Origin of the sequence: Pseudidiomarina mangrovi (genome assembly GCF_003999375.1) — a bacterium.
In the GTDB taxonomy this organism is placed as follows: domain Bacteria; phylum Pseudomonadota; class Gammaproteobacteria; order Enterobacterales; family Alteromonadaceae; genus Pseudidiomarina; species Pseudidiomarina mangrovi.
In genome coordinates, this window is record NZ_RJLC01000016.1 from 215690 (window position 1) to 237940 (window position 22251).

The 22251-nt window shown below is 55.7% G+C and carries 22 protein-coding genes; 18 read left to right on the forward strand and 4 right to left on the reverse strand.

Annotated features, from left to right (window positions below):
- Positions 1-32: 32 nt before the first annotated feature.
- Genes gspG through EFO84_RS09120 form a run of 8 tightly spaced genes read left to right on the forward strand, consistent with a single transcriptional unit; the run spans position 33 to position 6039 of the window.
- Positions 33-479, forward strand: coding sequence for a type II secretion system major pseudopilin GspG (gene gspG, locus EFO84_RS09085; protein ID WP_276317318.1), 447 nt, complete (start codon positions 33-35; stop codon positions 477-479).
- On the forward strand, positions 469-1134 hold the full coding sequence (locus tag EFO84_RS09090) for a prepilin-type N-terminal cleavage/methylation domain-containing protein (protein ID WP_127347741.1): 666 nt from the start codon (positions 469-471) through the stop codon (positions 1132-1134). The genes gspG and EFO84_RS09090 overlap by 11 nt, the downstream gene beginning before the upstream one ends.
- A complete protein-coding gene (gspI, locus tag EFO84_RS09095; protein ID WP_127347742.1) occupies positions 1121-1555 on the forward strand; it encodes a type II secretion system minor pseudopilin GspI in 435 nt (144 codons plus the stop codon). The genes EFO84_RS09090 and gspI overlap by 14 nt, the downstream gene beginning before the upstream one ends.
- Positions 1552-2337, forward strand: coding sequence for a type II secretion system minor pseudopilin GspJ (gene gspJ / locus EFO84_RS09100; protein ID WP_164742415.1), 786 nt, complete (start codon positions 1552-1554; stop codon positions 2335-2337). Before gspI ends, gspJ begins: the two co-directional genes overlap by 4 nt.
- Positions 2330-3436, forward strand: coding sequence for a type II secretion system minor pseudopilin GspK (gene gspK, locus EFO84_RS09105; RefSeq protein WP_127347744.1), 1107 nt, complete (start codon positions 2330-2332; stop codon positions 3434-3436). Before gspJ ends, gspK begins: the two co-directional genes overlap by 8 nt.
- Positions 3437-3475: 39 nt before the next feature.
- Complete coding sequence (gene gspL, locus EFO84_RS09110) at positions 3476-4711, forward strand: type II secretion system protein GspL (RefSeq protein WP_127347745.1); 1236 nt, start codon at positions 3476-3478, stop codon at positions 4709-4711.
- 17 nt (positions 4712-4728) lie between these two features.
- Positions 4729-5241 (forward strand): type II secretion system protein M, encoded by a 513-nt coding sequence (locus EFO84_RS09115; protein ID WP_164742416.1) that lies wholly within the window; start codon positions 4729-4731, stop codon positions 5239-5241.
- Between the two features lie 18 nt (positions 5242-5259).
- Positions 5260-6039 carry a type II secretion system protein N gene (locus EFO84_RS09120; RefSeq protein ID WP_127347747.1) on the forward strand — a complete coding sequence of 260 codons (780 nt, stop codon included), beginning with the start codon at positions 5260-5262 and terminating at the stop codon, positions 6037-6039.
- Between the two features lie 178 nt (positions 6040-6217).
- Here EFO84_RS09120 and EFO84_RS09130 read toward each other — a convergent pair whose 3' ends face one another.
- A complete protein-coding gene (locus EFO84_RS09130; protein WP_127347748.1) occupies positions 6218-9394 on the reverse strand; it encodes an efflux RND transporter permease subunit in 3177 nt (1058 codons plus the stop codon).
- Positions 9391-10467 carry an efflux RND transporter periplasmic adaptor subunit gene (locus tag EFO84_RS09135; RefSeq protein ID WP_127347749.1) on the reverse strand — a complete coding sequence of 359 codons (1077 nt, stop codon included), beginning with the start codon at positions 10465-10467 and terminating at the stop codon, positions 9391-9393. The genes EFO84_RS09130 and EFO84_RS09135 overlap by 4 nt, the downstream gene beginning before the upstream one ends.
- Positions 10468-10731: 264 nt before the next feature.
- Here EFO84_RS09135 and EFO84_RS09140 point away from each other — a divergent pair, with 264 nt between their 5' ends.
- Positions 10732-11544 (forward strand): mechanosensitive ion channel domain-containing protein, encoded by an 813-nt coding sequence (locus EFO84_RS09140; protein ID WP_127347750.1) that lies wholly within the window; start codon positions 10732-10734, stop codon positions 11542-11544.
- 146 nt (positions 11545-11690) lie between these two features.
- Entirely contained in the window at positions 11691-12005 is a 315-nt protein-coding gene (locus EFO84_RS09145) for a helix-turn-helix domain-containing protein (protein WP_127347751.1), read from the forward strand.
- Here the strand turns inward: EFO84_RS09145 and EFO84_RS11960 are convergent.
- Positions 11995-12330, reverse strand: coding sequence for a type II toxin-antitoxin system RelE/ParE family toxin (locus tag EFO84_RS11960; protein WP_127347752.1), 336 nt, complete (start codon positions 12328-12330; stop codon positions 11995-11997). The genes EFO84_RS09145 and EFO84_RS11960 overlap by 11 nt on opposite strands.
- A complete protein-coding gene (locus EFO84_RS09155) occupies positions 12330-13403 on the reverse strand; it encodes a transposase (RefSeq protein WP_127347753.1) in 1074 nt (357 codons plus the stop codon). Before EFO84_RS09155 ends, EFO84_RS11960 begins: the two co-directional genes overlap by 1 nt.
- A 177-nt stretch (positions 13404-13580) precedes the next feature.
- Between EFO84_RS09155 and EFO84_RS09160 the strand changes: the two genes are divergently transcribed.
- The 8 genes from EFO84_RS09160 (at position 13581) to EFO84_RS09195 (ending at position 22240) form a co-directional block, all read left to right on the forward strand.
- Entirely contained in the window at positions 13581-13937 is a 357-nt protein-coding gene (locus tag EFO84_RS09160) for a hypothetical protein (RefSeq protein WP_127347754.1), read from the forward strand.
- Positions 13938-14215: 278 nt separating this feature from the next.
- Entirely contained in the window at positions 14216-15700 is a 1485-nt protein-coding gene (gene pgi, locus EFO84_RS09165; protein ID WP_127347755.1) for a glucose-6-phosphate isomerase, read from the forward strand.
- Positions 15700-16296 (forward strand): transcription/translation regulatory transformer protein RfaH, encoded by a 597-nt coding sequence (rfaH, locus tag EFO84_RS09170; RefSeq protein WP_127347756.1) that lies wholly within the window; start codon positions 15700-15702, stop codon positions 16294-16296. Before pgi ends, rfaH begins: the two co-directional genes overlap by 1 nt.
- Positions 16297-16577: 281 nt before the next feature.
- Positions 16578-16847 (forward strand): hypothetical protein, encoded by a 270-nt coding sequence (locus tag EFO84_RS09175; RefSeq protein ID WP_127347757.1) that lies wholly within the window; start codon positions 16578-16580, stop codon positions 16845-16847.
- A gap of 106 nt (positions 16848-16953) precedes the next feature.
- Positions 16954-18477: a YjbF family lipoprotein gene (locus tag EFO84_RS09180; RefSeq protein ID WP_164742417.1), complete on the forward strand. Its 1524-nt coding sequence runs from the start codon at positions 16954-16956 to the stop codon at positions 18475-18477.
- A gap of 1 nt (position 18478) precedes the next feature.
- Complete coding sequence (locus EFO84_RS09185) at positions 18479-20620, forward strand: YjbH domain-containing protein (RefSeq protein WP_164742418.1); 2142 nt, start codon at positions 18479-18481, stop codon at positions 20618-20620.
- Positions 20621-20624: 4 nt separating this feature from the next.
- Positions 20625-21770 carry a polysaccharide export protein gene (locus EFO84_RS09190; protein WP_127347760.1) on the forward strand — a complete coding sequence of 382 codons (1146 nt, stop codon included), beginning with the start codon at positions 20625-20627 and terminating at the stop codon, positions 21768-21770.
- A gap of 17 nt (positions 21771-21787) precedes the next feature.
- Positions 21788-22240, forward strand: coding sequence for a low molecular weight protein-tyrosine-phosphatase (locus tag EFO84_RS09195; RefSeq protein WP_127347761.1), 453 nt, complete (start codon positions 21788-21790; stop codon positions 22238-22240).
- The last annotated feature ends 11 nt before the right edge of the window (positions 22241-22251 follow it).

The window sequence follows — 22251 nt, forward strand, 5'->3', positions numbered from 1 at the left end:
GGGTTGACGATTTTAGAACTGGGAGTGTTGTGATGAAAAAATCTGTTTCTATGGGCCGTTCTGCTGGTTTCTCATTGCTTGAAATCATGGTGGTCATTGCCATCATTGGTTTGATTGCCAGCTTGATTTTGCCCAACGTGATTGGCGCCGGCGAGCAAGCGGACCGTCAGAAAGCACGTACTGATATCGTCTCGTTAGAAAATGCGCTGTCGCAGTACCGCCTCGATAACGGTTCGTACCCAACCACCGAGCAAGGCCTCGATGCGCTGATTAACGAGCCGCAAGTAGACCCACGGCCGCGCAATTATCGTCGCAACGGTTACATTAACCGTCTGCCGCTAGACCCGTGGAACCAAGAATATCTGCTGTTGAGCCCGGGTGAATTTGGTGATGTGGATGTGTTTTCGGCTGGCCCGGATACCACTCCAGGCACCGATGACGACATTGGTAACTGGAACTTAGAGAGCCGTGGCGACTAAGAGTGTGGTGGGTGTTGCGGGATTGCCTGGTTCGCGTTTTGCGGGCTTGCCGCGGGATTCGCGTGGTTCGCGAGTTGGTGGCTTTTCGCGTGGCTTTTCGCTGATTGAGATTATGGTGGTGATGGCGATTATCGCCTTAATTGCCGCCTCGATTAGCTTTGTCGTACCCGATAATCGTGACCGCGTGACCGAGCGCGCTGCCTTTGAACTACATAGCAAGATAGAGCTAGCGCGAGAGTATGCACTCACTCGCCATGCAATTTTGGCGTTAGAAGTATGGCAAGATGCCTACCGTTTTGTGCAATGGGATGGCGCCTCGTGGACCGAAATGTCGTCGGCGCCTGGGGTATCGCGAGCGCTGTCGCCGGTTGAGTTGTCGGACGGCATGACCCTGTCGCTGGAGGTAGATAGCCTCGATTTACTGGCGCAAGACATTGAGCGCGACGGCCTATTTGAAGACGCCGAAGAGCGCCAACGCGAACGCGAAACCGGCGAACGCCGCCGCGGCGACCTGCTATTCATTTTCGGTAGCGGCGGTTTGCCGATCTTCACCATTTTGGTGGAGGGCGACCCGCTACTCGACATCCGCCCCTGGGCCGTCAGCAGCAGCGACGGCTTCACCCTCACGCTGGCCCGCCCCAATGACGAACCTTAAGGGGCAGGCACTTAGTGCTAAGGGGCAGGCACTTAAGCTTTTCACGGCTAAGGGGCAGGCACTTAAGCCGGCGCGTGGTTTCACCCTGATTGAGGTGATGGTGGCGCTGTCGATCTTCGCGCTAGCCGCATTAGCCGCAGTATTCGCCACCAGCAACCATCTAGCCAGCTTGGCGCACATGCAAGATAAAACCATGGCGCGCTACGTTGCCGCCAATGTGATGGCCGAAGTCACCATCGATTACCCGCCAGAAGATGGTAGCAGCGGCAGCGAAACCTTCGCCGAAGTGGATTGGCAATGGCGCCTCGAAGTGCTCGAGACCGCCACCACCGACGTATTTATGGTCACCGTAGATGTGCGCCGCGAAGAAGACGGCCCGATCATGCACAGCCTCACCAGCTTCGTAGGGCCCAATCTATGATAACGGCTAAGGGGCTAACGGCTAAGGGGCAGGCACTTAACGTGGTAGAGAATGCTAAGGGGCAGGCACTTAAGGTGGCGGAGCTTAAGTGCCTGCCCCTTAGGGGTTTTACTTTGGTGGAGGTGCTGGTGACTATGGTCATTCTGGCACTGCTTGGCCTCGGCGCCGCCAGCGTGGTGCAGACCATGACTACCAGCAAGGAGCAGAGCGAGCAGAGCATCGCCCGGCTCGCACAATTACAATATTTTATGCTGACGTTGGAGCAGGATATCCGCTCCATCACGGCTCGGCCCAACGCCACTGGGCAATTGCTGTATTTCAACCGCGGTCAGCTGGCGTTCGTGCGCAGTGGCTGGTTCAATCCGGCCGGAATGCTACCACGCAGCACGCTACAGCCGGTGGCTTACGTGGTGCGAGAAGAGCAACTGGTGCGCGAGTTTTTCCCGTACGTAGATGTCAGCCCCGGTGAAGAGCCGGTCGAGCAAGTCGTGCTGGATGGCGTGACCGAGATGGCGGCGCGATTTTACCTTGTGCCTGAACCGCGTCGGGCGGCCGATGGCAGTTCCGTGCCATCGAAAGGGCGATGGTCAAGCGACTGGTCGAGTGCCGATGAACTGCCACATGCTATAGAAATCACCCTGACCACTGAGCGCTGGGGCGAACTACACCGAGTGTTTTTGTTGACCGGCGGCAACTTTACCGAGCAAACGCCGGTGCAACGCGATAACGCTGGCGACAACGCCAGCCCAACGCCACCGGTGAAAGGTGACTCAAATGGTTAAGGGGCAGGCACTTAACACGCGGCGGCTTAAGTGCCTGCCCCTTAGCACTAAGTGCCTGCCCCTTAGCAGGGAGCGTGGCGCGGCGCTGATTATCGTGATGCTGGTGGTGGCGTTGGTGGCGGTGCTGGCGGTGACCATGAGCGGGCGCTTGCAGATGAGCGTGCTGCGCACCAGCAACTTCCAGCAGGCCGAGCAAGCCTATTGGTATTGGCTGAGCGCTGAAGAGGTGGTGAAAGACTTGCTGCAGCAAGAAATGAGCGAGAACGACAATATCGCTACTCGCGAGCAACAGTGGTTTGTGACCGGCGACAGCGGCGCACGCTTTCCGGTGCAGGACGGCATGATCGCCGGGCGCATTCGCGACCTCCACAGCTGCTTCAACTTGAACGCGCTGCGGGTTAGCGGCGAAGGTCAGCAAGATCTGTTAACTCGGCGTCGGGCGCAGTTCCGATTACTGCTGGCAGCGGTGAATCCGGATATCGATGCCTACACGGTAGACGTGATCACCGACAGTTTAGTGGATTGGTTGGACGCTGACGGCAATATCATTAGTAGTTACGGCGCCGAGGATTCCGATTATCAGTCGCTAAGCGTGCCCTATAAAGCCGCCAATACCTTGCTGGCCCATGTCAGCGAATTGCGACTGATACGCGGCGTTACCGCTGATATTTATAATAACTTGCTACCGCACGTGTGCGTGATTCCACGTAGTAGTATTTTAAGTATCAATATCAATACATTAGCAGAAGATGCTGGGCCGCTTTTACATGCGGTTACAGTGGGTGCAGTGGATGTTGGCGGCGCCCAGTCGGCGCTCGATAATCGCGACCTAGAAGGCTTTGAAAGCTTCGAAGAAGCGCGTAATAGCAACGTGTTGAGCGGTATCGCCACGGCGCAGTTGCAGCCCAACTTAGGCGGCGGCCCGGTGACTGCCGGCGCACCTAAATTGGGCACATCCCTTGACGACATCGGCGTAAGCAGTGAGTATTTTGAACTAAAGACCGAAGTAACTTACGGTGACTTAATTTTCCGCGGCAGCTCGCAATTGCGAGTGACCTCAGAGCAGGTACGCGTATTGTATCGCGGTATCGGCGACTAACCCGCTTGCACAGCGAGTTTACTGAACGAGAGAGAAGGTATGGAGCAGCTTTTTATACGGCTAGGTACGCAACAGATTGACTGGTTGGTGTGGCAGCCGCAACAGCGCGAAGTGATTGCCAGTGGTGTGCTGCGCGGTGCCGACGAACTTGGCGAGCTGCAAGAGCGGGCGCGCAGTCGCGACACCTTGGTGTTGGTGCCGGGACAGGACGTGCTAATGACCGAAGTGGCGCTGCCAGCTGGCTCGCAACGGTTGCTGCCAGCGCTGGTGCCGAACAGTTTAGAAGACGAACTGGCCAGTGACATTGACGATTTGCACTTTGCTTGGCCTGCCGGCGCTAAACCCGCCGGTATGGAGCAGCCGTTTGCGGTGGCCGTAGTGGCGCATAGTGCCATGCAGCAGTGGCAGCAGTGGTTGACGAGCGCTGATATCGATGCCGACATTTGGTGTCGTGATACCTATGCAGTGCCGATGCCCAGCTCAGAGCTGCATTGGAACGTGCTGCAATTGGGCGATGACATTATTGTCCGTAGCGGCGCGCACAGCGGCTTCACCGTTGACGCGACACTATTTGCCGAACTAGCTATGGGTGCGTTACCTGAACAAGGCAGCGTGACCTTGCATTGTTATGGTGCGGTGCCAGCGGCTGAGGCCTTAGTGGCGTTGGAGCCGCGCTTTGTCATCAGTCATGCCGATATTGAATTGCCATTGAGTAGTGTGGCCGAGGCGCTGAGTGTGCGTAGTGGGCCGAATGCGCCGATTAATTTGCGCCAAAACACGTATAAACCGACGAAAAAGCGTCGTGCCGGTGCACGCATTAACTGGCGTCCAGCAGCGTTAGCAGCGGGTATTTTGCTGGCGATGGCGTACATCAGTGAAGTGATCGAGTACGTGCGGCTGGGCCAGCAGCAAAGTGCCATGCAACAAGCCATTGAAGATACCTACCGCGCGGCATTTCCAGACGAAACCCGAATTGTTAACGTGCGCAGTCAGTTACAGCAGCGTCTCGATAGCGTAGGTGGTAGTGTGGGCGCCGATGCATTAGCCATATTGAGTGCCTTGGAACCAGGTTTTCGAGCCTCGAACGACATTAAAGTGGAATTGCTACGGTTCGATAGCGGCATCTTACGCCTTACTGCACGAGCGAGCAATTTCAATAGCTTAGAACAGTTTCGTGCGGCGGCAACGGCGTCTGGCGCGCTAGTGGTAGAGCAAGGCCCAGTCAATAATCAAAGCAGCGGCGTGACCGGCAGCTTTGTGATTCGCATGAATTAATGGCGGAGAAGGAAATTATGAGCTTAATCAATACGATAAAAGCAGCCATTGAGCCACGTTGGCAGGCCATGAATAGCCGCGAAAAACGCTTAGTCAGTAGCGCACTTGGCGTATTGGCGGTGGTGGTGATCTATTACGGCCTGTGGACACCGTTGCAAGCCGGCATCGCGCAGCGCCAAGCGGCAATAGATGCGCAGCAAAGCCTGCTGGATTGGACTCGCCAAGCCACCGGCACCTATTTGGCCCGCGCCGAAACTGCTAAGGGGCAGGCACTTAGTGGCGCTGGCACCGGCAGCATCACCCAGCGCATCACTGATTACGCTGGCCGCAACAATATCACCGTCACCCGCATGCAGCCGCAAAGCAATGGCCTGTTGGTGGTGATTGACGAAGTGGGTTTTAATGATTTGCTAACCATGTTGGATACCTTGCAGTCCAGCGGTGGCCTGCGGGTTGAGAGCCTCGACATCGCCGAGGGCCCGTCGGCGGGCGTGGTGCGAGTACGCAAGCTGCAAGTCGCGGAACGCTAAGCTAAGGGGCAGGCAGTTATGAAGTTAAAGTGGTTTTTGTGGCTCATTCCGGTGTATGTGCTGGCATTTTTTGCGCTGGCGCCGGCGAGTCTCATAAGTTGGGGCGTCAGTCATTTCGGCGGCGTTAATGCGCCCAAGTTGCTGCAGATGGAAGGGCGCTTGTGGCATGGTCGCATCGGTGTGTTGCAGGTGGTGACCAATTTTGGCACGCAGTTAGAGCTGCAGCAGATCGATTACAAAATCAACCCATGGGCGCTGCTCACCGGGCGCTTAGATATGCAGTTTTCGATTGCGCAATTGCCAAGTAATCTGCTGGATGGCGGGATGGCAATAGAAGCGCGCAGCGGTGGTATCGATAACCTACGCGGGGTGCTGCAGGGCGATGTTGGTCGCGCGATTGTGGAGCTTAATTTACCGGTGCCGGTGCCGGTTCAGGGGCAATTTCGCCTTGAGCTTGAGCAATATGCTTACAACGATTTCAGCAAACGCTACTGGTGTGATGCGCTGGCGGCAACGCTCTATGTCAGCCAAGCACAGGTGCTATTGAATAGCGTATGGAGCCAGTTGGGCGATTATAATTTGCCGCTGAGTTGCAACCCGCGCAACGGCATCGCCTTTAGCATGGATGGCCAGAATGTCATGGGGCTGGCGCTGAACGGCAACGTTGATGGCATGCCGCCGCAGGTCAGCTTTGACGGCTACTTGCAACCAACCCTCGAGGCGCCGCGCAGCATCACCGACTTGCTGCAATTTATTGGCCAGCCCGACGCCAACGGTCGCTATCAGATCCGCTGGTAAAACTGCTAAGGGGCAGGCACTTAAGGATTCGGAACTGCTAAGGGGCAGGCACTTAAGCTTAAGTGCCTGCCCCTTAGCGTTAAGTGCCTGCCCCTTAGCGTTAGGTGCCTGCCCCTTAGCGTTAGGTGCCTGCCCCTTAGCGTTAGGTGCCTGCCCCTTAGCGTTAGGTGCCTGCCCCTTAGCTCTTGATGCGGAACCAGAGGGCGTAGAGGGCCGGCACGAACAGCAGGGTAATGGCGGTGCCGACACCGACGCCGCCAATCAGCACATAGGCCAGCGGGCCCCAGAAGCTATCTTGGGTCAGCGGCACAAACGCCAGCATTGCCGCCAAAGCGGTCAGAATCACCGGACGCGCGCGCTGTACCGCGGCCTCAACCACCGCATCAAAAGCCGCCATGCCGGCGCTAAAGTTGTCCGCGACTTGCTGGGTCAAAATCAGCGTATTGCGCATCAAGATACCGGCCAGCCCAGTCAAACCCAGCAGCGCCACGAAGCCAAACGGCTGGGCGAAAATCAACAGCGCCAATACCGCACCAATCAGCCCCAGTGGCGCCGTGGCGAACACCATAAAGGTGCCGCTGAAACTGCGCATTTGCAGCATGATGAAAATAAGCATCAACGCCACCATCACTGGTTGCAGCTTCTGCAACGAACCTTCACCTTTGCTCGACTGCTCCACCGAACCACCCACTTGTAGCGAATAGCCTACAGGTAAATCCGTCGGCATCTGTGCCAGCAATTCGGCAGTGACGGTATTGGGTTGGGCACCACGAATATCGGCCAACACGTTGACATAATTCTCGCGGTTATAGCGCCGTACTACCGGCTCTTCAAAGGTTACTTGCAGGATCCCCACTTGTTTTAATGGCACTTTTTCGCCGCTGGCGTTGAGTAATTCCAAGTTGGCAAACTGCTGCGGGTCGAGCGCCTGGCCGCCACTGCGCGAACGCACCATAATGCTCACGTTGCGGCGGTCTTCGTAGAGCTGGCTAATTGGCGTGCCTTCTAATAGCAATTGCAACTGTTGCGCCACGGCAGCTGGTGTCAGGCCTTGTAGCATCAGTGCCGACGGGTCTAACTGCAGTTGCAGCACCGGCGTACGCTCATCCCACTCCAAATGCGTGTTATGGGTATTCGGGTGGGCCGACATAATTTGTCGCACTTGATGGCCAATCACCCGCAGTTGATCGGGATCTGGGCCAAGCACGCGGAAGGTAATAGGCCAATTCACCGGCGGACCATACAAAAGACGATATACGCGTATACGTGCTTGCGAAAACTTACCGCTGTCAGTCAGCTGCTCGAGCATCTGCATCAGTTCATCGCGACTGTTTTGGTCGCGCATCACCGCTACAATTTTGGCAAAGGCGGGGTCGAATGGCTCTGGAGTGGCACTTATAAAGAAGCGCGGCGGGCCACCGCCGACATAACTGGCCAATGATTCAACATTGGGCTGAGCATTGATCACGGCCTCGAGCTCGCGCACCACCTCGTCGGTTTCGCTGATGGCGGTGCCCTGCGGCATATACACGCTGACAATCACCTCGGTACGGTCGGAGCTGGGGAAAAACTGCTTCTGCACCAGCGTAGCCATGGCGATCACACTCAGCACTAGTAGCAGCACGGTGCCGCCGACGACTTTTTTGCGATGCTGCACACACCAGCTGACGGCTGTTCGCAGGCGGGGGTAGTTCGCAGCGGCGGTATGTGTCGCGCTGGGGGCGGCCGAGCCTGCAGCGGCGGCACCGGGCCCCGAAGAGCCGTCCGCACCCGCAGAGCCATCCGCACCCGCAGAGCCATCCGGCCCCGAAGAGCCGTCCGCACCCGCAGAGCCATCCGCACCCGCAGAGCCATCCGGCCCCTTCAACAGCCGCACACCCAAATACGGCACAAAAATCACCGCCACCAACCACGACACAATCAGCGCAATGCCGGTCACCCAGAAGATATTGCCGGCATACTCGCCCACGCCCGACTTCGCAAAGCCGATGGGGAAGAAACCCGCCACCGTCACCAACGTACCAAATAGCATTGGCGCCGCGGTGACTGTCCAGGCGTGCGCGGCAGCATGTGTCTTGCTCCAACCTTCGTCGATCTTAACCAGCATCATTTCCACAGCGATGATGGCGTCATCTACCAGTAGCCCAAGCGCCAAAATAAGTGCGCCAAGAGTGATACGGTCTAAGTTTATGCCCATTAATGACATCACTAAAAAGGTGATACCGAGCGTTAACGGCACCGCCAAACCGACGATAACCCCAGCGCGCAAGCCGATGGCCAGCACACTGACCAACATCACTACCGCAACCGCCACCAAGAATTTCACCTGGAATAAGCCGACCGCCTTGTTGATAGCTTGGCTTTGGTCAGTGAGCACCTCAACCTGTAAGCCAAGGGGTAACTCGGTACGTAACTTCTGCTGAAAGTCAGCAAGGTTTTCGCCTAGAGTTTGGCCGTTAAAGCCTTTTTGCATGACTACGCCCAGAAGCAAGGCGTCTTGCCCGCGCGAGCGAATCAGATATTGCGCCGGGTCTTCATAGCCACGGCGCACCGAGGCCAAGCGCCCCAACGGCACCACGCCATTGGCGGTGGGCACCGGTACTTGTGCCAGTTGCTCGGGGTCATCTAACACACTATCAACGCGAATATACAGGCGCGGGCCATTGCTCTCGATACGGCCGGCCGGCACCAGCTGGTTGTGCGCCTGAATGGCGGCGAAGATATCCTGCGGGTTGAGGCCCAGATTAACTAGGCCAGCGGGGTCAAATTCTACGAACACGCGCTCGGCGCGCTCGCCCAAAATCAGTGCTTTGTGCACGCCCGGCACACGCTGCAATTGGTCGCGGATGCGCTCGGTCTCGCGGGTCAATTCGCGCAGCGGTAACGGCGCACCTGAATCAGGTGCCGAGGTGACCGCCAGTAAACTAAAGTACACATCATTGAAGTCGTCGAGCACCAGCGGGCCGACCACCCCGGCGGGCAGCGAGCGCTGCTCATCGAGCATGCGCTTGCGCACTTCATAGAACAGCTCGCCGATCATATCGGCTGGCGAATATTCTTGAAATTCAATCAGTAACGACGCGAATCCGGGCCGCACCGTGGTATCAATGCGGTACACATACTGTACCTCTTGAATGCGCTTTTCGAGCCGGTCCACCACCTGCGACTGCAATTGCGCGGCGTCGGCGCCGGGCCAGGCCACCTGCACGGTCATGGCGCGTACGGTGAAGGCCGGATCTTCGGCGCGGCCCATGGAGCTAAAAGCGTACAACCCAGCGAGTACGGATAAAATCAGGAAAAACAGCGTGATAGAGCGCTCACGCACGGCCAGCGCGGATAAATTTGGGAAACTCATTGCGGCAATACTCGCACCGCCGCGCCGCGGGTGAGCCGATGGGTGCCGGCGCCGATGATTTGCTCGCCGGGTTGCAGCGCCGCTTCTATATAGGCGTATTCGCCGTCAACGCGCAGCACCCGCGCGGGCAGGGGTTGCGCCGTGCCATTGACTGCGCGCCACAGCTGCCCTCCGCTTAAGGGGCAGGCACTTAAGGCGCTTTGCTCGTCGCAGCGCCCATCCAACGCCGACAATGGTACTACCCATATCGGCGCGGTTTCGGCGTTGAAGCTGACTTGCACCACCGAATTGAGCGGCAGTGGTAACGGGAGCGCCCCTTGTACGCTATAACGCACGGCGAGGGTGCGGCCCGACTCGGATACTGCCGCCGCAGTTTCGCGCAGCGTTAGTGGCAGTATTAACTCACCCAATTGTAGTTGTGCTTGCGGCGCTGGTTGCTGCAATGGCGGCAATAACACCTCGACATCACGGGCGCCGTTGTGCGCAAAAAGCGCCACCGCTTGTCCGCGATTAACCACTTGGCCTTGGTCGGCGCTGAAGCTTAGCACCACACCATCAGCAGGGGCTGTTAAGGTGCCATAAGCAACTGCCTGCGTAGCGATTTGCAACGACGCCTGCCGAGCTTTGACGGACTTCTGCGCCTGAGTGAGCGCTAACTGCGCTTGGTCAAGCAGCTGCTCGCTGACTAACTGCTGGGCACGTAATTGTTGCACTCGTTGTAGCTCAGCGGCGGCTAATTGTTGCTGGGCTTGGGCGGCTTCGACCGCGGCTTGCTCAACCTGCAGTTGCTGCTCAAGGTCGCGTGGGTCGAGCCGCATAAGTGCCTGCCCCTTAACCACACCGGTGCCGGCATTGACCAAGCGCTGCTGCACCAGGCCACCGACCTGAAAGGCCAGCGCCGATTCCACCTCAGCGCGCACCACACCACTCAGTTGCAACTGCTCACTGCTGCTCTGCGTAGGCGTCACTAACCGCACCGGAAAACTCTCACTTGCCGCTGCGCTATCTGGCCCCGGCCCACACCCCACCAGTAAGGGGCAGGCACTTAATAATATCCATGTTATCAATCGCATACAGCTATTCCTTGGTTCAGATTCTGGTTAAGGGGCAGGCACTTAGTGCTAAGGGGCAGGCACTTAAGCAAAAACACATCAACTATAACAGCGAATAGTGCCGCCCGCGCCGGAAAGATCATCAAAATGCTAAGGGGCAGGCACTTAAGCCATGCCGCGTTAAGTGCCTGCCCCTTAGCATTTTTGCGGTGCCGGGCCAAAACCGCTAAACTAGCCACCAGAACATAAGCAAACAAGCATCAACAAAAACAACGGAGTACCAAGATGGACCAAATCATCAACTGGCTGACCGAGAATCAGACCATGTTATTGGGCTACGCCATGAAGCTCGCGATAGCGCTGGCCATTTTCATCATCGGCCGCATGATTGCCAACAGCATCAGCAAAGTCATGGCCAAAGGCATGCACGCCAAGGGCATGGACAACGCGGTGATCAGCTTCCTGACCGCCATCGTGAAAGTGGTGATTATCATCGCCGCGCTGTTGATGGCGTTGTCGCAACTGGGAGTACAAACCACGTCGTTTATTGCCATATTGGGCGCCGCCGGTTTGGCCATCGGTTTGTCGCTGCAAAGCTCGCTGTCGAACATTGCCTCGGGCGTGCTGATCATTATGTTCCGGCCATTCCGCGCCGGCGAATTCGTCGATGCCGGTGGCGTTTCTGGCACCGTAGAAGAGGTCAATATCTTCCAGACCATCATGAAAACGCCGGACAATAAAGTGGTGTTCGTGCCGAACTCGCAGATTACCAACTCGCCGATTACCAATTACAACCGCGAGGAATTGCGCCGCATCGATCTGCTCATCGGCGTGTCATACAGTGCCGACTTGCACAAAACCAAGGAAGTGTTCGAACAAGTGCTGGCCGCTGACCCGCGCATCCTCAAAGACCCCGCCTGGAACGTGCAAGTACATGCGTTGAACAGCAGCTCGGTGGATTTCATCGTGCGCCCATGGGTAAAAGGCACCGACTATTGGGGCACCTACTGGGACCTGATGCGCGAAATCAAAATCGCCCTCGACAAAAACGGCATCGGCATTCCATTCCCGCAAATGGACGTTCACATCCAGAAATAGTGCTAAGGGGCAGGCACTTAGTGCTAAGGGGCAGGCACTTAAGCCCGGAAAGCTTAAGTGCCTGCCCCTTAACGATCCAGCCAGCTTGCAAATTATATTATATTTTATATAATACTCAAGTCGTCACCAATGCAGGCAGCAAACATATGAGCCTTAAATTTCATCCCAGCCCATTTCATGCCACGCACGCACCCGAAATCGCGAACAAAATCGCCATGAAAATGGACTTATCGATCATGATTGCAAAGCTAATTAGGCAAAACTCTTGGACTCAGGGGCAGGCAGCTAAGTTTCTTGGAATCACGCAATCTCGGGTTTCCGACCTGATGAACGCCAAAATTGAGAAATTCACCATCGATACAATGATGGATATGCTCGAAAAATTTGGTTTTAAAATAGAATTTTCGATGCCGACGGATAATCACGCCGCTATTTCTATCGACCGTACGGTTAATGCTTGATCGCTCGCATGAGATCCTGGTACCGACTAGCTGCCGTGCGCAGCGCCTGCTGGTCGACTCCATTCGTGGTCTTAACGAAGGAATGTAGGACGACCACAGTTTTTAGATACTTAGTTATATAGACACATCGAAAAGCTGGCCTACCATTTATCTTCAACTCAATCACCCCCGCAGCAACACTATCGCTGAGGTGGGTAGTCGCGAGACTGGGTAGTTCCCCAAACTGAATCTGTCGTAAGCTTTTTCCGAATTCATCTTGAACCCACTCAGGTAGCGCGCGATATTCACGCTCTGCAGCATCACTCACAAACGCGAACTTCAACATCACTCAAACCCACGCACCAGCCCCAGCAGCATGCGCATGGCATGGAGCAAGTGCTCGGGCGTTGGGGTTACCTCCGGAGCCGCTGCATCAACCGCATCCGCATCCAATGCCATACCCGCATCCATATCCGCATCCGCACCCACGCCAGCATCAACCTTAAGTGCCTGCCCCTTAGCACTAAGTGCCTGCCCCTTAAGCGGAGGCCCCTTAAGCGGCCGCCGCCGCTCGCGCCGCCCAGCCACCACCGGCTCCCCCTCAGCATCCAAGATCACCGCACCCGAAGCATCCTTAAGTGCCTGCCCCTTAGCAGAAGCTAGGGCCAAACGCAGCTCATCGTAGCCGGCCAAGCCGTCCAGCAGATCAGGGTAGAGGCCAAACGCCACCTGTAGCGCCGACTCATAGTTCTGCTGATCGCGCACAATCGCCTGCGCCAAAAACGTCGAGTCACCGAGCACCGCCAAGCGCTCCTGCGCCTGCTCAATCAACACGCAACTAGCCTCATACAGCGACTTCTGCTGGCCGCCGGCCTCCGCCACAAAGCGTCGATATTTCGCCTGCCGGTCAGCCGCCGAAGAGCCCAGCAGCGAATACACCGGATGCGGCGTCAGCACCAAGCCCTCCTGCTCAACCCCACGCGCATTGAACAAAATACTCGACCACGGCCATAAAGATGGCCGCACAACCAGCCCGCCGCGCACCGGATTCAGCTCAATATATCGATACAAAACCAGCGCATAGCGAACCGAGTCCACCAGCACCGCATTGAAGCGCGTTTCCCACAGCGTGCCGGTGCGCTTCTTACGCCGATTAAACCACTGCGAATAGCCGCCCTTGAGCGCGCGCATGAAAATGCTCACACAATAATGCGAGGTCGCCGTGACAAAAAAGTGAAAATGGTTGGGCATCAGCGCGTAGGCATGAATCAAAACGTGATGCTTTTCCGCCGCCACAAAGGCCTTTTCCAGAAACACCTTGTAGTCGACGGTGTTGAAAAATATCCGCTGCTTATTGTTGCCGCGATCGTACACGTGATAGGACTGGCCGGCCCGAACCTTGCGAAGTTTCCGTGGCATAACATCTCCTTGTTGCGCCTGCTTGGCCTCATAGTATAGCCCACCGCTAAGGGGCAGGCATTTAGTGCTAAGGGGCAGGCACTTAACGCGCCCAGCGCTTAAGTGCCTGCCCCTTAACTTGCGTACCAGCCGAATAGCGACTAAACCTATAACAAGCCCATACGCAGGAGCGTAACTATGAGTAAGTTATCGACGATTATCGCGGCAGTGATTGCCGCATCGCTAAGTTGCATGGCAGCAGCCGAGCCCCCGAAGCAAAAGCCCCAGCCGGAGGCCAAGCAGGAAAAAATCGAAATTGCGGTGGAAAAGATTGAGCGGGCGGGCAAGCGCCAACAGCAAAATCCGACCGATGACGCCGACGGTGATGGCTACGGCGATGCGACCAAGCGCGCGGGTGACCCGATTCCCGGCATCGACATCACCGTGAATCAGGGCACAACGCCAAAGCCGCCACCGCCACCGCCGGCCAACGGCACCATCCCACCGCCCACCAAGGCCAAGGCCACCCAGCCCGAAAAATGCAAGGATTGTTGAGTAAGGGGCAGGCACTTAAGCGCCAAGCGCTTAAGTGCCTGCCCCTTAGCCCTTGGTGCGGTGCCGGCGACACCCGCGGTATCTGCCACATCCACCCAACCACCCCAAAGCGCGCAATGCCGGAAAAATCTTAAGTGCCTGCCCCTTAGCAGTTCCCGCCTTAAGTGCCTGCCCCTTAGCAGTTCCCGCCTTAAGTGCCTGCCCCTTAGCACTTGCGCGAAAAAGGTGTTAACATCTGCGCAACAGAAACGGAGAACTGGGAACTGGGCCGCACAGCTATGCAATTAATCGAAACGCCGCACCTGAATCTTGATTACAGCTTCCAAGGCCTCACTGATGAGCAGCTGGAAGCGTACGCAAAAAAACGACTGCCGAAAAACTTCGACCAACTCAAGCAGCAGCTCATCAAAGGCGAGTTCAAGAACGCCAGCGAGCAACGCCCAGTCACCCACACCCTGTGTCGCAGCATCCACAGCGTCATAAGAGCCGGCAACGGCAAGAACCGCTTCACCGAAATAGTGCGAACGCTCAGAAGCGGCAAGTGGCTCGGCGCCACCGGCAAACCCATTAAAGACGTGGTCAACATTGGCGTCGGCGGCAGCGACCTCGGTCCGATGATGGGCTCGTTCGCGCTCAAAGAATTCGCCGACGACGCCAGCCTGCACAACCTCAAAGTGCACTTCGTCAGCAGCATGGACGGCGGCCAACTGTACGCCGTACTGCCCATCGTCGACCCCGAAACCACGCTGTTTATCATCGCCAGCAAGAGCTTCGGCACCCCCGACACGCTGGCCAACGTCGACACCGTGATGGAGTGGGCGCAGCTCACTATCCCGCACGAACAATGGCTGCAACACCACGTCATTGGCGTATCCGCCAACAACCAAGCCATGACCGACTTCGGCATTCCGGCCAAGAACCAGCTCAGCTTTGCCGACTCGGTAGGCGGCCGTTACAGCTTGTGGAGCGCCATTGGCCTGCCGATTGCGCTGACCATCGGCAGCCACCAGTTCGGGCGCATGCTCGACGGCGCCCAGCAAATGGACGAACACTTTAACCGCCAGCCCCTTAAGCAGAATATTCCGCTGATGATGGCGCTCATTGGCGTGTACAACCGCGAAGAACGCAACATCAACAACCTGGCGATATTGCCGTACGATGGGCGCTTAAGAAACCTGCCCAACTATCTGCAGCAGCTCGACATGGAAAGCAACGGCAAGCAAAGCAGCTACGACAACAAGGCCATCAGCTACGCCACCGCGCCCATTATCTGGGGCGGCTTCGGGCCGAACGGGCAGCACGCGTTCTTTCAGCATCTGCACCAGGGCTATGACATGTTCACCGCCGATTTCATCGCCATATTGCACCGCGACGCGCCGGGCTTCGACTTCTCGGTGCAGCAATCGCTACGTGAGCAGCAGCGCCTAGCGGTAGCCAACTGCCTCGCGCACCGCCGCCTGATGTGGCAAGGCAGCCAAAAGAGCCAAGACCCGCGCAACAATTATCCGGGCGCTAAGCCGAGCAACCTGATTTTTCTCGACGAGCTCAACCCCAGCAGCCTCGGCGCGCTAATTGCCGCCTACGAGCACAAAGTATTCACCCAAGGCGTGATTTGGGGCCTGAACAGCTTTGACCAACCCGGCGTTGAGCTGGGTAAAAAGGTTGCGGCTGAGATCCATGAGGCGATTGACCACATGGACACAGCGCAACAGCCGTCGCAGAGCTTCGACCCCAGCACCGACCACATTATCAAGCGCATGTAATGACTAAACTGCCTGCCCCTGAAAAGGCCGCCGCACCGGCCGCGAAACAAACCGCCGCCAAAGCCGCCGAAGCCACAACCTACCAGCCGCCACAAAGCAAATGGTACGTAGTGCGCGCCAAACCACGGCAAGAACTGCGCGCACTGGCAAACCTGCAAAACCAGCAGATCGAAGCCTTTATGCCGCAAATCAAGGTGACCAAGCTGCGCCGCGGCAAACGCACGCAAACCGTGGAGCCGATGTTCCCGGGCTACCTGTTTATCGAGTTAGACCACTATCAAACCGCGTATTACAAAGTTCGCAGCACCTACGGGGTGGCGAAAATCCTCACTTTTGGTGAGCAACCCGCCATCGTGCCGCCGGCGCTCATAGAAGAGCTACAAAACATTAGTGCGGAAACCACCCAAGGCGTCAGCGAAAACTTACCGACTATTGGGCAGCGCATGGAGATCACCGAGGGGCCGTTTAAGGGCATGCTTGGCAAGATCATCGAACTCGACGGCGATAGCCGCTGCGTGGTGTTATTGGAGTGGCTGCAAAGCGAAGTCAAAGGCCACTTCAGCTATAGCGAATTACGCAAAGCAGACCAGCCGTAAGTTTGTAAGGTTTTGTTAAAATTGCGTTGTGACAGATCCCCCAATGTGCTTTAATAGCAAGGTTTTCAGGGCTATTTACCGCCAAAGAAAAACGCACAAAAATTACACAAAAACCAGCATCTAGGGGCTGCATCCTAGGGGCGGTAGCGTGCCAAACGCAGCAAACCTTTACACAAACACGGTCAATTTTTACACAAGCCTCACTTGCAAAGTGGCCAAGAAATGCTACTCTTATAAGCGTCTTTTGGCCAAAAGATACGGAAATTTTCCAAGGAGTTTTTATGAACAAAATTATTGCATTAGTTGCTGCGGCAGCTTTAGTTGCGTCGCCAATGAGCTTCGCACAAGAACCAGTAGGTGGCGCGGGCGGCGCTGGTGTTAGCGCTGCTCAGGTTGCTGCCGGTGGTACTTTTGCCTTCAGCCAAGCAGTCCTTGCGATAGCAATTGGATTGGGTGTGGCTTACACGGTCACGATTAAAGATGATGTAGCTGTCATCATCGTGCCACCACCGCCACCACCACCAACAACTACCACAACGACCACGAACTAATCAGTGGTCCTGTGTTGAAAAGCCGCCATTGAGCGGCTTTTTTATTTTCTAGAGAGTAGAACCAATAATAATTAAGATTATGCTCCTATACCTACCCCCATACCCAATGCTTGGTAAACCCCTCAAATTCGCTGCGGCGGCGCTGACCGCGTTGACCTTAGCCAGTTGTGCGCAGGTGGCGGAGATTGAGCGCGCTGACGTAAAACAGCTGTTATTACTCGATGTGGGTAACGTGCCGCAAAATACCGTCGACCCAGTGTGGTATGCCGCTGTATCGGCAGGCTTAATGCTGTGGCCAGACAACCAACAAACAGTGCAAGAGCCGCAAGACATTGTCTTAAGCCCAGAGCAAATACGCGAAATACCCTTTGCTGCGAATTACTTCCGGTTAGAAAACCAGGTACAGATTTTAGCTATTTTGGCGTTCCCTAACCGCATTGGTGATGACCCCAGTTCGGTACGCTTGCAATGGGCCACGCAATATAACGACGCCGCCGAAACGGATGCCGTAGGTCGTTTACTGTCCCTAGAACTATTATTCGCCCAGCCGTCGGCCAGCCATTTTGCCGGTGATAACAGCGCGTTGCTTTGCTATGGCAAAGCCGCCCAAGGCTTGTTAGACGCCGCCAGCTGCCCACAGCAAGGGCAGTGGGCCTACGATATGACCCTGCAGATTGATGCCACTGACCAAACCGCGCAAGCGCTCAGCTACGATACCCGTGAAAGCGCCACAGTCAGCTACCAAGTGGTCAGCACCACCGCGCAGTTGACAATGCCCAATGGCGAGTCAGTACGCGCTTGGCATGTGCGCGAGCAGGCCAATGACGGCCGCTTTAGCAACGACTTTTACTTAGACCCGCGCAACGGCAAATCACTAAAGGCCAAGCAATGGCTGGGCTCAATGCTGGGCTATTTAGAGTCGGAGCAGGTGGTGCTGTGGGCAACCCCAGCAACAGCCGCTGCGCCGCCGCTGCCCAATTTGCAACAGGTGAATACCTCGGTGGGCCCGGTGCAGGTGCTACCCGGTGCTCGCATGGCCGCGCTGTACGATGCGCTGAATCAGGCCAGCAGCAGCGCCAACTATTTCTCGCCGCTGCTGCGGGTACATAGCTGCGAACTCGAGCAGCAGTTGCAGGCGCGTAAAGCCGGTATGCTGGTGCGACTGCGCTTGTTACAACAAAGCTACCGCGCCGATGGCAACCAGCAAGGCCTGCAAGCCGCCGAAGCGCTCGAACAGCAATTTAACAGCTGGCCGCTTAAAGCCACCTACCTCCATGGCTTTAGCGCCGCGAAAAGCCGTTTCGATTTAGCTCTAAACCCCAAGTTGCCGCAGTCAGAGCAAGCCAATTGCCCGGTGAGTTTGGCCTTTGGTCAGCCGCAGCCAGCGCAAAGTGTGGGTTTGGTGGAGCAGGGTAGCGATAGCGCGTGGGTGATCCGCGCCAATGGTGAGATCCGCAACCTCAACCTCGCCAACGAGGACGCGCGAAAACAGCACAGCAGCCTGCTGCAACAACCGAACAGTATTGTGTTTTACGGCATTGATGAGGCGGATTTGCCGCCCGGCTTCAAAGATTTGAACCAGCAGATGAGCTTGTTCTTGCAGCATTGGGATTTCGCGCATGGCGAGTAACATGAAGTTCAAAAAAGCTTATCTGCCTGCCCCTTTAGCCGCAGCCCCTTTAGCCGTGGCAATGGCGACAATGCTTTATCTGCCTGCCCCTTTAGCGGCGGCACAACAGCAGCATCAGCTGCCCTACGCAGCCGGTGACTACGGCGGGGTGGGGCTGCTACAAACGCCAACGGCGCGCATGAACAAAGAAGGCGAGTTCTCGCTGCATTACAGCGATACCCAAGAGTATCGCCGTATGGCGGCAACCTTGCAGCTGTTCCCGTGGTTAGAGACATCGGCGCGCTACACCGATATCAGATACCGCCTATACAGCCAAAGCCCCGGCTTCTCGAATAATCAAACCCTCAAAGACAAAGGCTTCGATGCCAAAATACTGCTGTGGCAAGAAAGCGATTGGCTGCCGCAAGTAGCAGTCGGTTTTCGTGACCTAGCCGGCACCGGTATTTTCGCCGGCGAGTATGTGGTAGCGAACAAACGCTTTGGCGATTTTGATTTCAGCTTGGGTATGGGCTGGGGCTATTTAGGCCGCCGCGACAACATCAAAAACCCATTTTGTGAAGTGGCAGATCGCTTCTGCGACCGCACCGGCGGTTTCACCGGCAGCGGCGGTAAATTCGAAATTGATAAATGGTTTCGTGGCCCAGCCGCGCTATTCGGTGGGGTGAATTATTACACGCCATTAGAAGGCTTAACCCTGCAAGCGGAATACGACCCCAACGATTATCAACAAGATAATGCCGGCCGAGCCATTGTGGTGGACTCACCATGGAACCTTGGCGCGCATTATGCCTACAGTGACAACCTGAGTTTTAATCTGGGTTATCAGCGCGGCAACACCCTGAGTTTTGGTTTTACCCTGCAAACCAACTTCGATACCTTGTGGACGCCAAAAGTGGATCGTCCGCCACGCAAAGCGCAACTAGAGCAATCGCCAGCGGCCAGCCTCAGCGACGTGGATATGCAGAAGCTCAGCGCCGATATTTTGTTGGAATCAGGCTTTGTAGTGACCGATGTAGCCGAGCAACACAGTACCGTGACCTTGTATGGCTACCATAGCCGCTTCCGTGACCACGAAAGTGCCGTAGATCGCGCCGCACGAGTTCTGGCCGACAGCTTACCCGAGAGCGCACAACGTTATGAATTTGCCGAAGTGAGCAATGGCTTTGCGCTCATGCAGCACAATGTAAATGCCGAGCAGTTCAAAAAAGCCTATCGCGGCGAGAGCATGCTGCCGCTAGAAACTACCGATGCCATCAGTACCAGCAACGTGCGCCGTGGCTCCAATCGTATGTATAGCAGCGCAGAGCAAACCGATAGCGAAGTAACCAACTTCACCTATCAGTTTAAGCCCTTTGTCAGCCAGTCCTTCGGTGGCCCAGAAACCTTTGTGTTCTATCAAGTTGGCGTAATGGCCAACCTGAGCTATCAGCTTGACGATCATTTTGATATATCGGGTAAAATTGGCCTCAACATTCACAACAACTACGATGAGTTTAACTTCCTGGTTGATGCCTACGCAGAAACGCTGCCACGCGTACGAACCCGCATACGGGAATACAACGTAGGCACCGACCTGTGGATTGAAGAGCTACAAGCCAACTACAATCATCAATTCAGCGATAACCATTACGCCACAGTTTACGCCGGTTACTTTGAACGGATGTTTGCCGGCGTAGGCGCCGAGTACTTGTATCGGCCGCTGAATAGCGATATCGCGCTGGGCTTAGATCTGAACTACGTGAAACAACGCGACCCATACAGTGAATTTGGCCTAGAAGATTACAGCGTACTCACCGGTCACGCGTCATTGTATTGGGACTTACCCTATGTAGATGACAGCAAGCTGATTGTGCGCGCCGGCCGCTTCTTGGCCAAAGACATAGGCACCCATATTGAATTTACCCATACCTTTAATACCGGCATTACCGCCGGTGCCTACGCCGCTTTTACCAACGTGAGTGCCGAAGAGTACGGCGAGGGTAGCTTTACCAAAGGCTTTTATTTAACCATTCCGTTTGATGTATTATTCAATGAATCTTCTAAAGGGGTCGGCGGTTTTGCTTGGTCACCGCTGTTCCGTGACGGTGGGCAAATGTTGTACCGTAGCCGTCAACTCTATTACATGACTGAATCACGAGACTAATTCTATGACGAGCTTAAAACATGTCACGCTTATGGCCGCTGCGTTAACCCTCAGCGGCTGCGCCTTCGCCCCAGGTGGACACATTCCAGATGCGGGTAGCAACAGTCTGTTTTCAGATACCCCCAACAACAGCAACGTTGAATTTAGCGACGCCGAGCTGAGCAAGTTGGTCAACACCTACAGCATCAGCCCGATGTTACTGGCTGAGCTGAACGCTAAAACCAGCCAACCCGCGCTGAGCGATGCCCTTGAGCAAGCCCGTAACGGCTATGATTACCGTGTTGGCCGTGGCGATATCTTAAATATCACCGTGTATAACCACCCTGAATTGACCATTCCAGCTGGCTCGATGCGCAGTTCCATTGAATCAGGTAACTGGGTGCACAACGACGGTACTATTTTCTACCCCTACATTGGTACCGTGCATGTAGAAGGCAAGCGGGTGACTGAAATTCGTGATGAGGTGGCCAAACGCCTCGCCAAGTACATTGAAAGCCCACAAGTAGATGTCACCGTAGCCGGTTTTCGTAGCCAACGCATTTACGTAACCGGCGAAGTGCAACAGCCGGGGGTATTGCCGGTGACCAACGTGGCCATGACGTTGATTGAGGCGGTGAGCGCTTCGGGTGGCTTAACCCCAGAAGCGGATTGGACCAGCGTGACCTTAACCCGCAACGGCACTGAGCAAAAATTCAGTTTGCGTGAGCTTTACCAGCACGGCAACACCGCGCAGAATATCTTGCTGCAACCTAACGACGTAGTGCACGTAGACCGCAACGACCAAAACAAAGTATTTGTGCTCGGCGAAGTACGCGCACCGAAAAGCTACATGATGGGCCGCAGCGGTATGACTTTGGCTGAAGCTTTAGCCGATGCTGGTGGCTTTTTTGAAGCAACCGCTAACGCCAGCGGTATTTTCGTGATCCGCCAGGCTGACCCAAGTACTGGCCGTATTGCCGATGTGTACCAACTGAATGCTAAAAATACCACAGCACTCGTAATGGCCGAGCAGTTCCAGTTACAACAACGCGATATTGTTTACGTAACCGCAGCCCCTGTAGCGCGTTGGAACCGTGTGATTAGCCAAATCCTGCCGAGCTTAACCGGCTTGTACTCAATTGGCCGTTTCCAAGACGACATTAGAAACTAAGGCTCAATAAGCGAATCATGTTCGATAAAATTTTAGTAGTATGCCTTGGCAATATCTGCCGCAGCCCAACAGGTGAGTTTGCGCTGAAACGGCTATTACCCGACAAACACATAGCCTCGGCCGGGCTGCAAGCCATGAAGCACAGCGATGGTAATGGCTGGGATATGGATAAAGCAGCTCGCGCCGTGGCCGAAAGAAATGGTTTAGTTTGCCCAACCCACCAGGCGCAGCAGCTTAGCCGTGAACTGATTGGTCAGTATGACTTAATTTTAGTGATGGAACATCAACAGCGCAGTCATATTAGCCAGCGCTACCCCGAAGCCACAGCTAAAACCATGCTTTTAGGGCATTGGCTTCAGGCAAACGGCAAAGAAATACCCGACCCATACAAAAAGAGCGATGACGTGTATCAGCACGTTTTCGAACTCATAGACCAAGCTTGTAGCGCTTGGGCTAAAAAGCTTTCATAAATAAAGGTAAC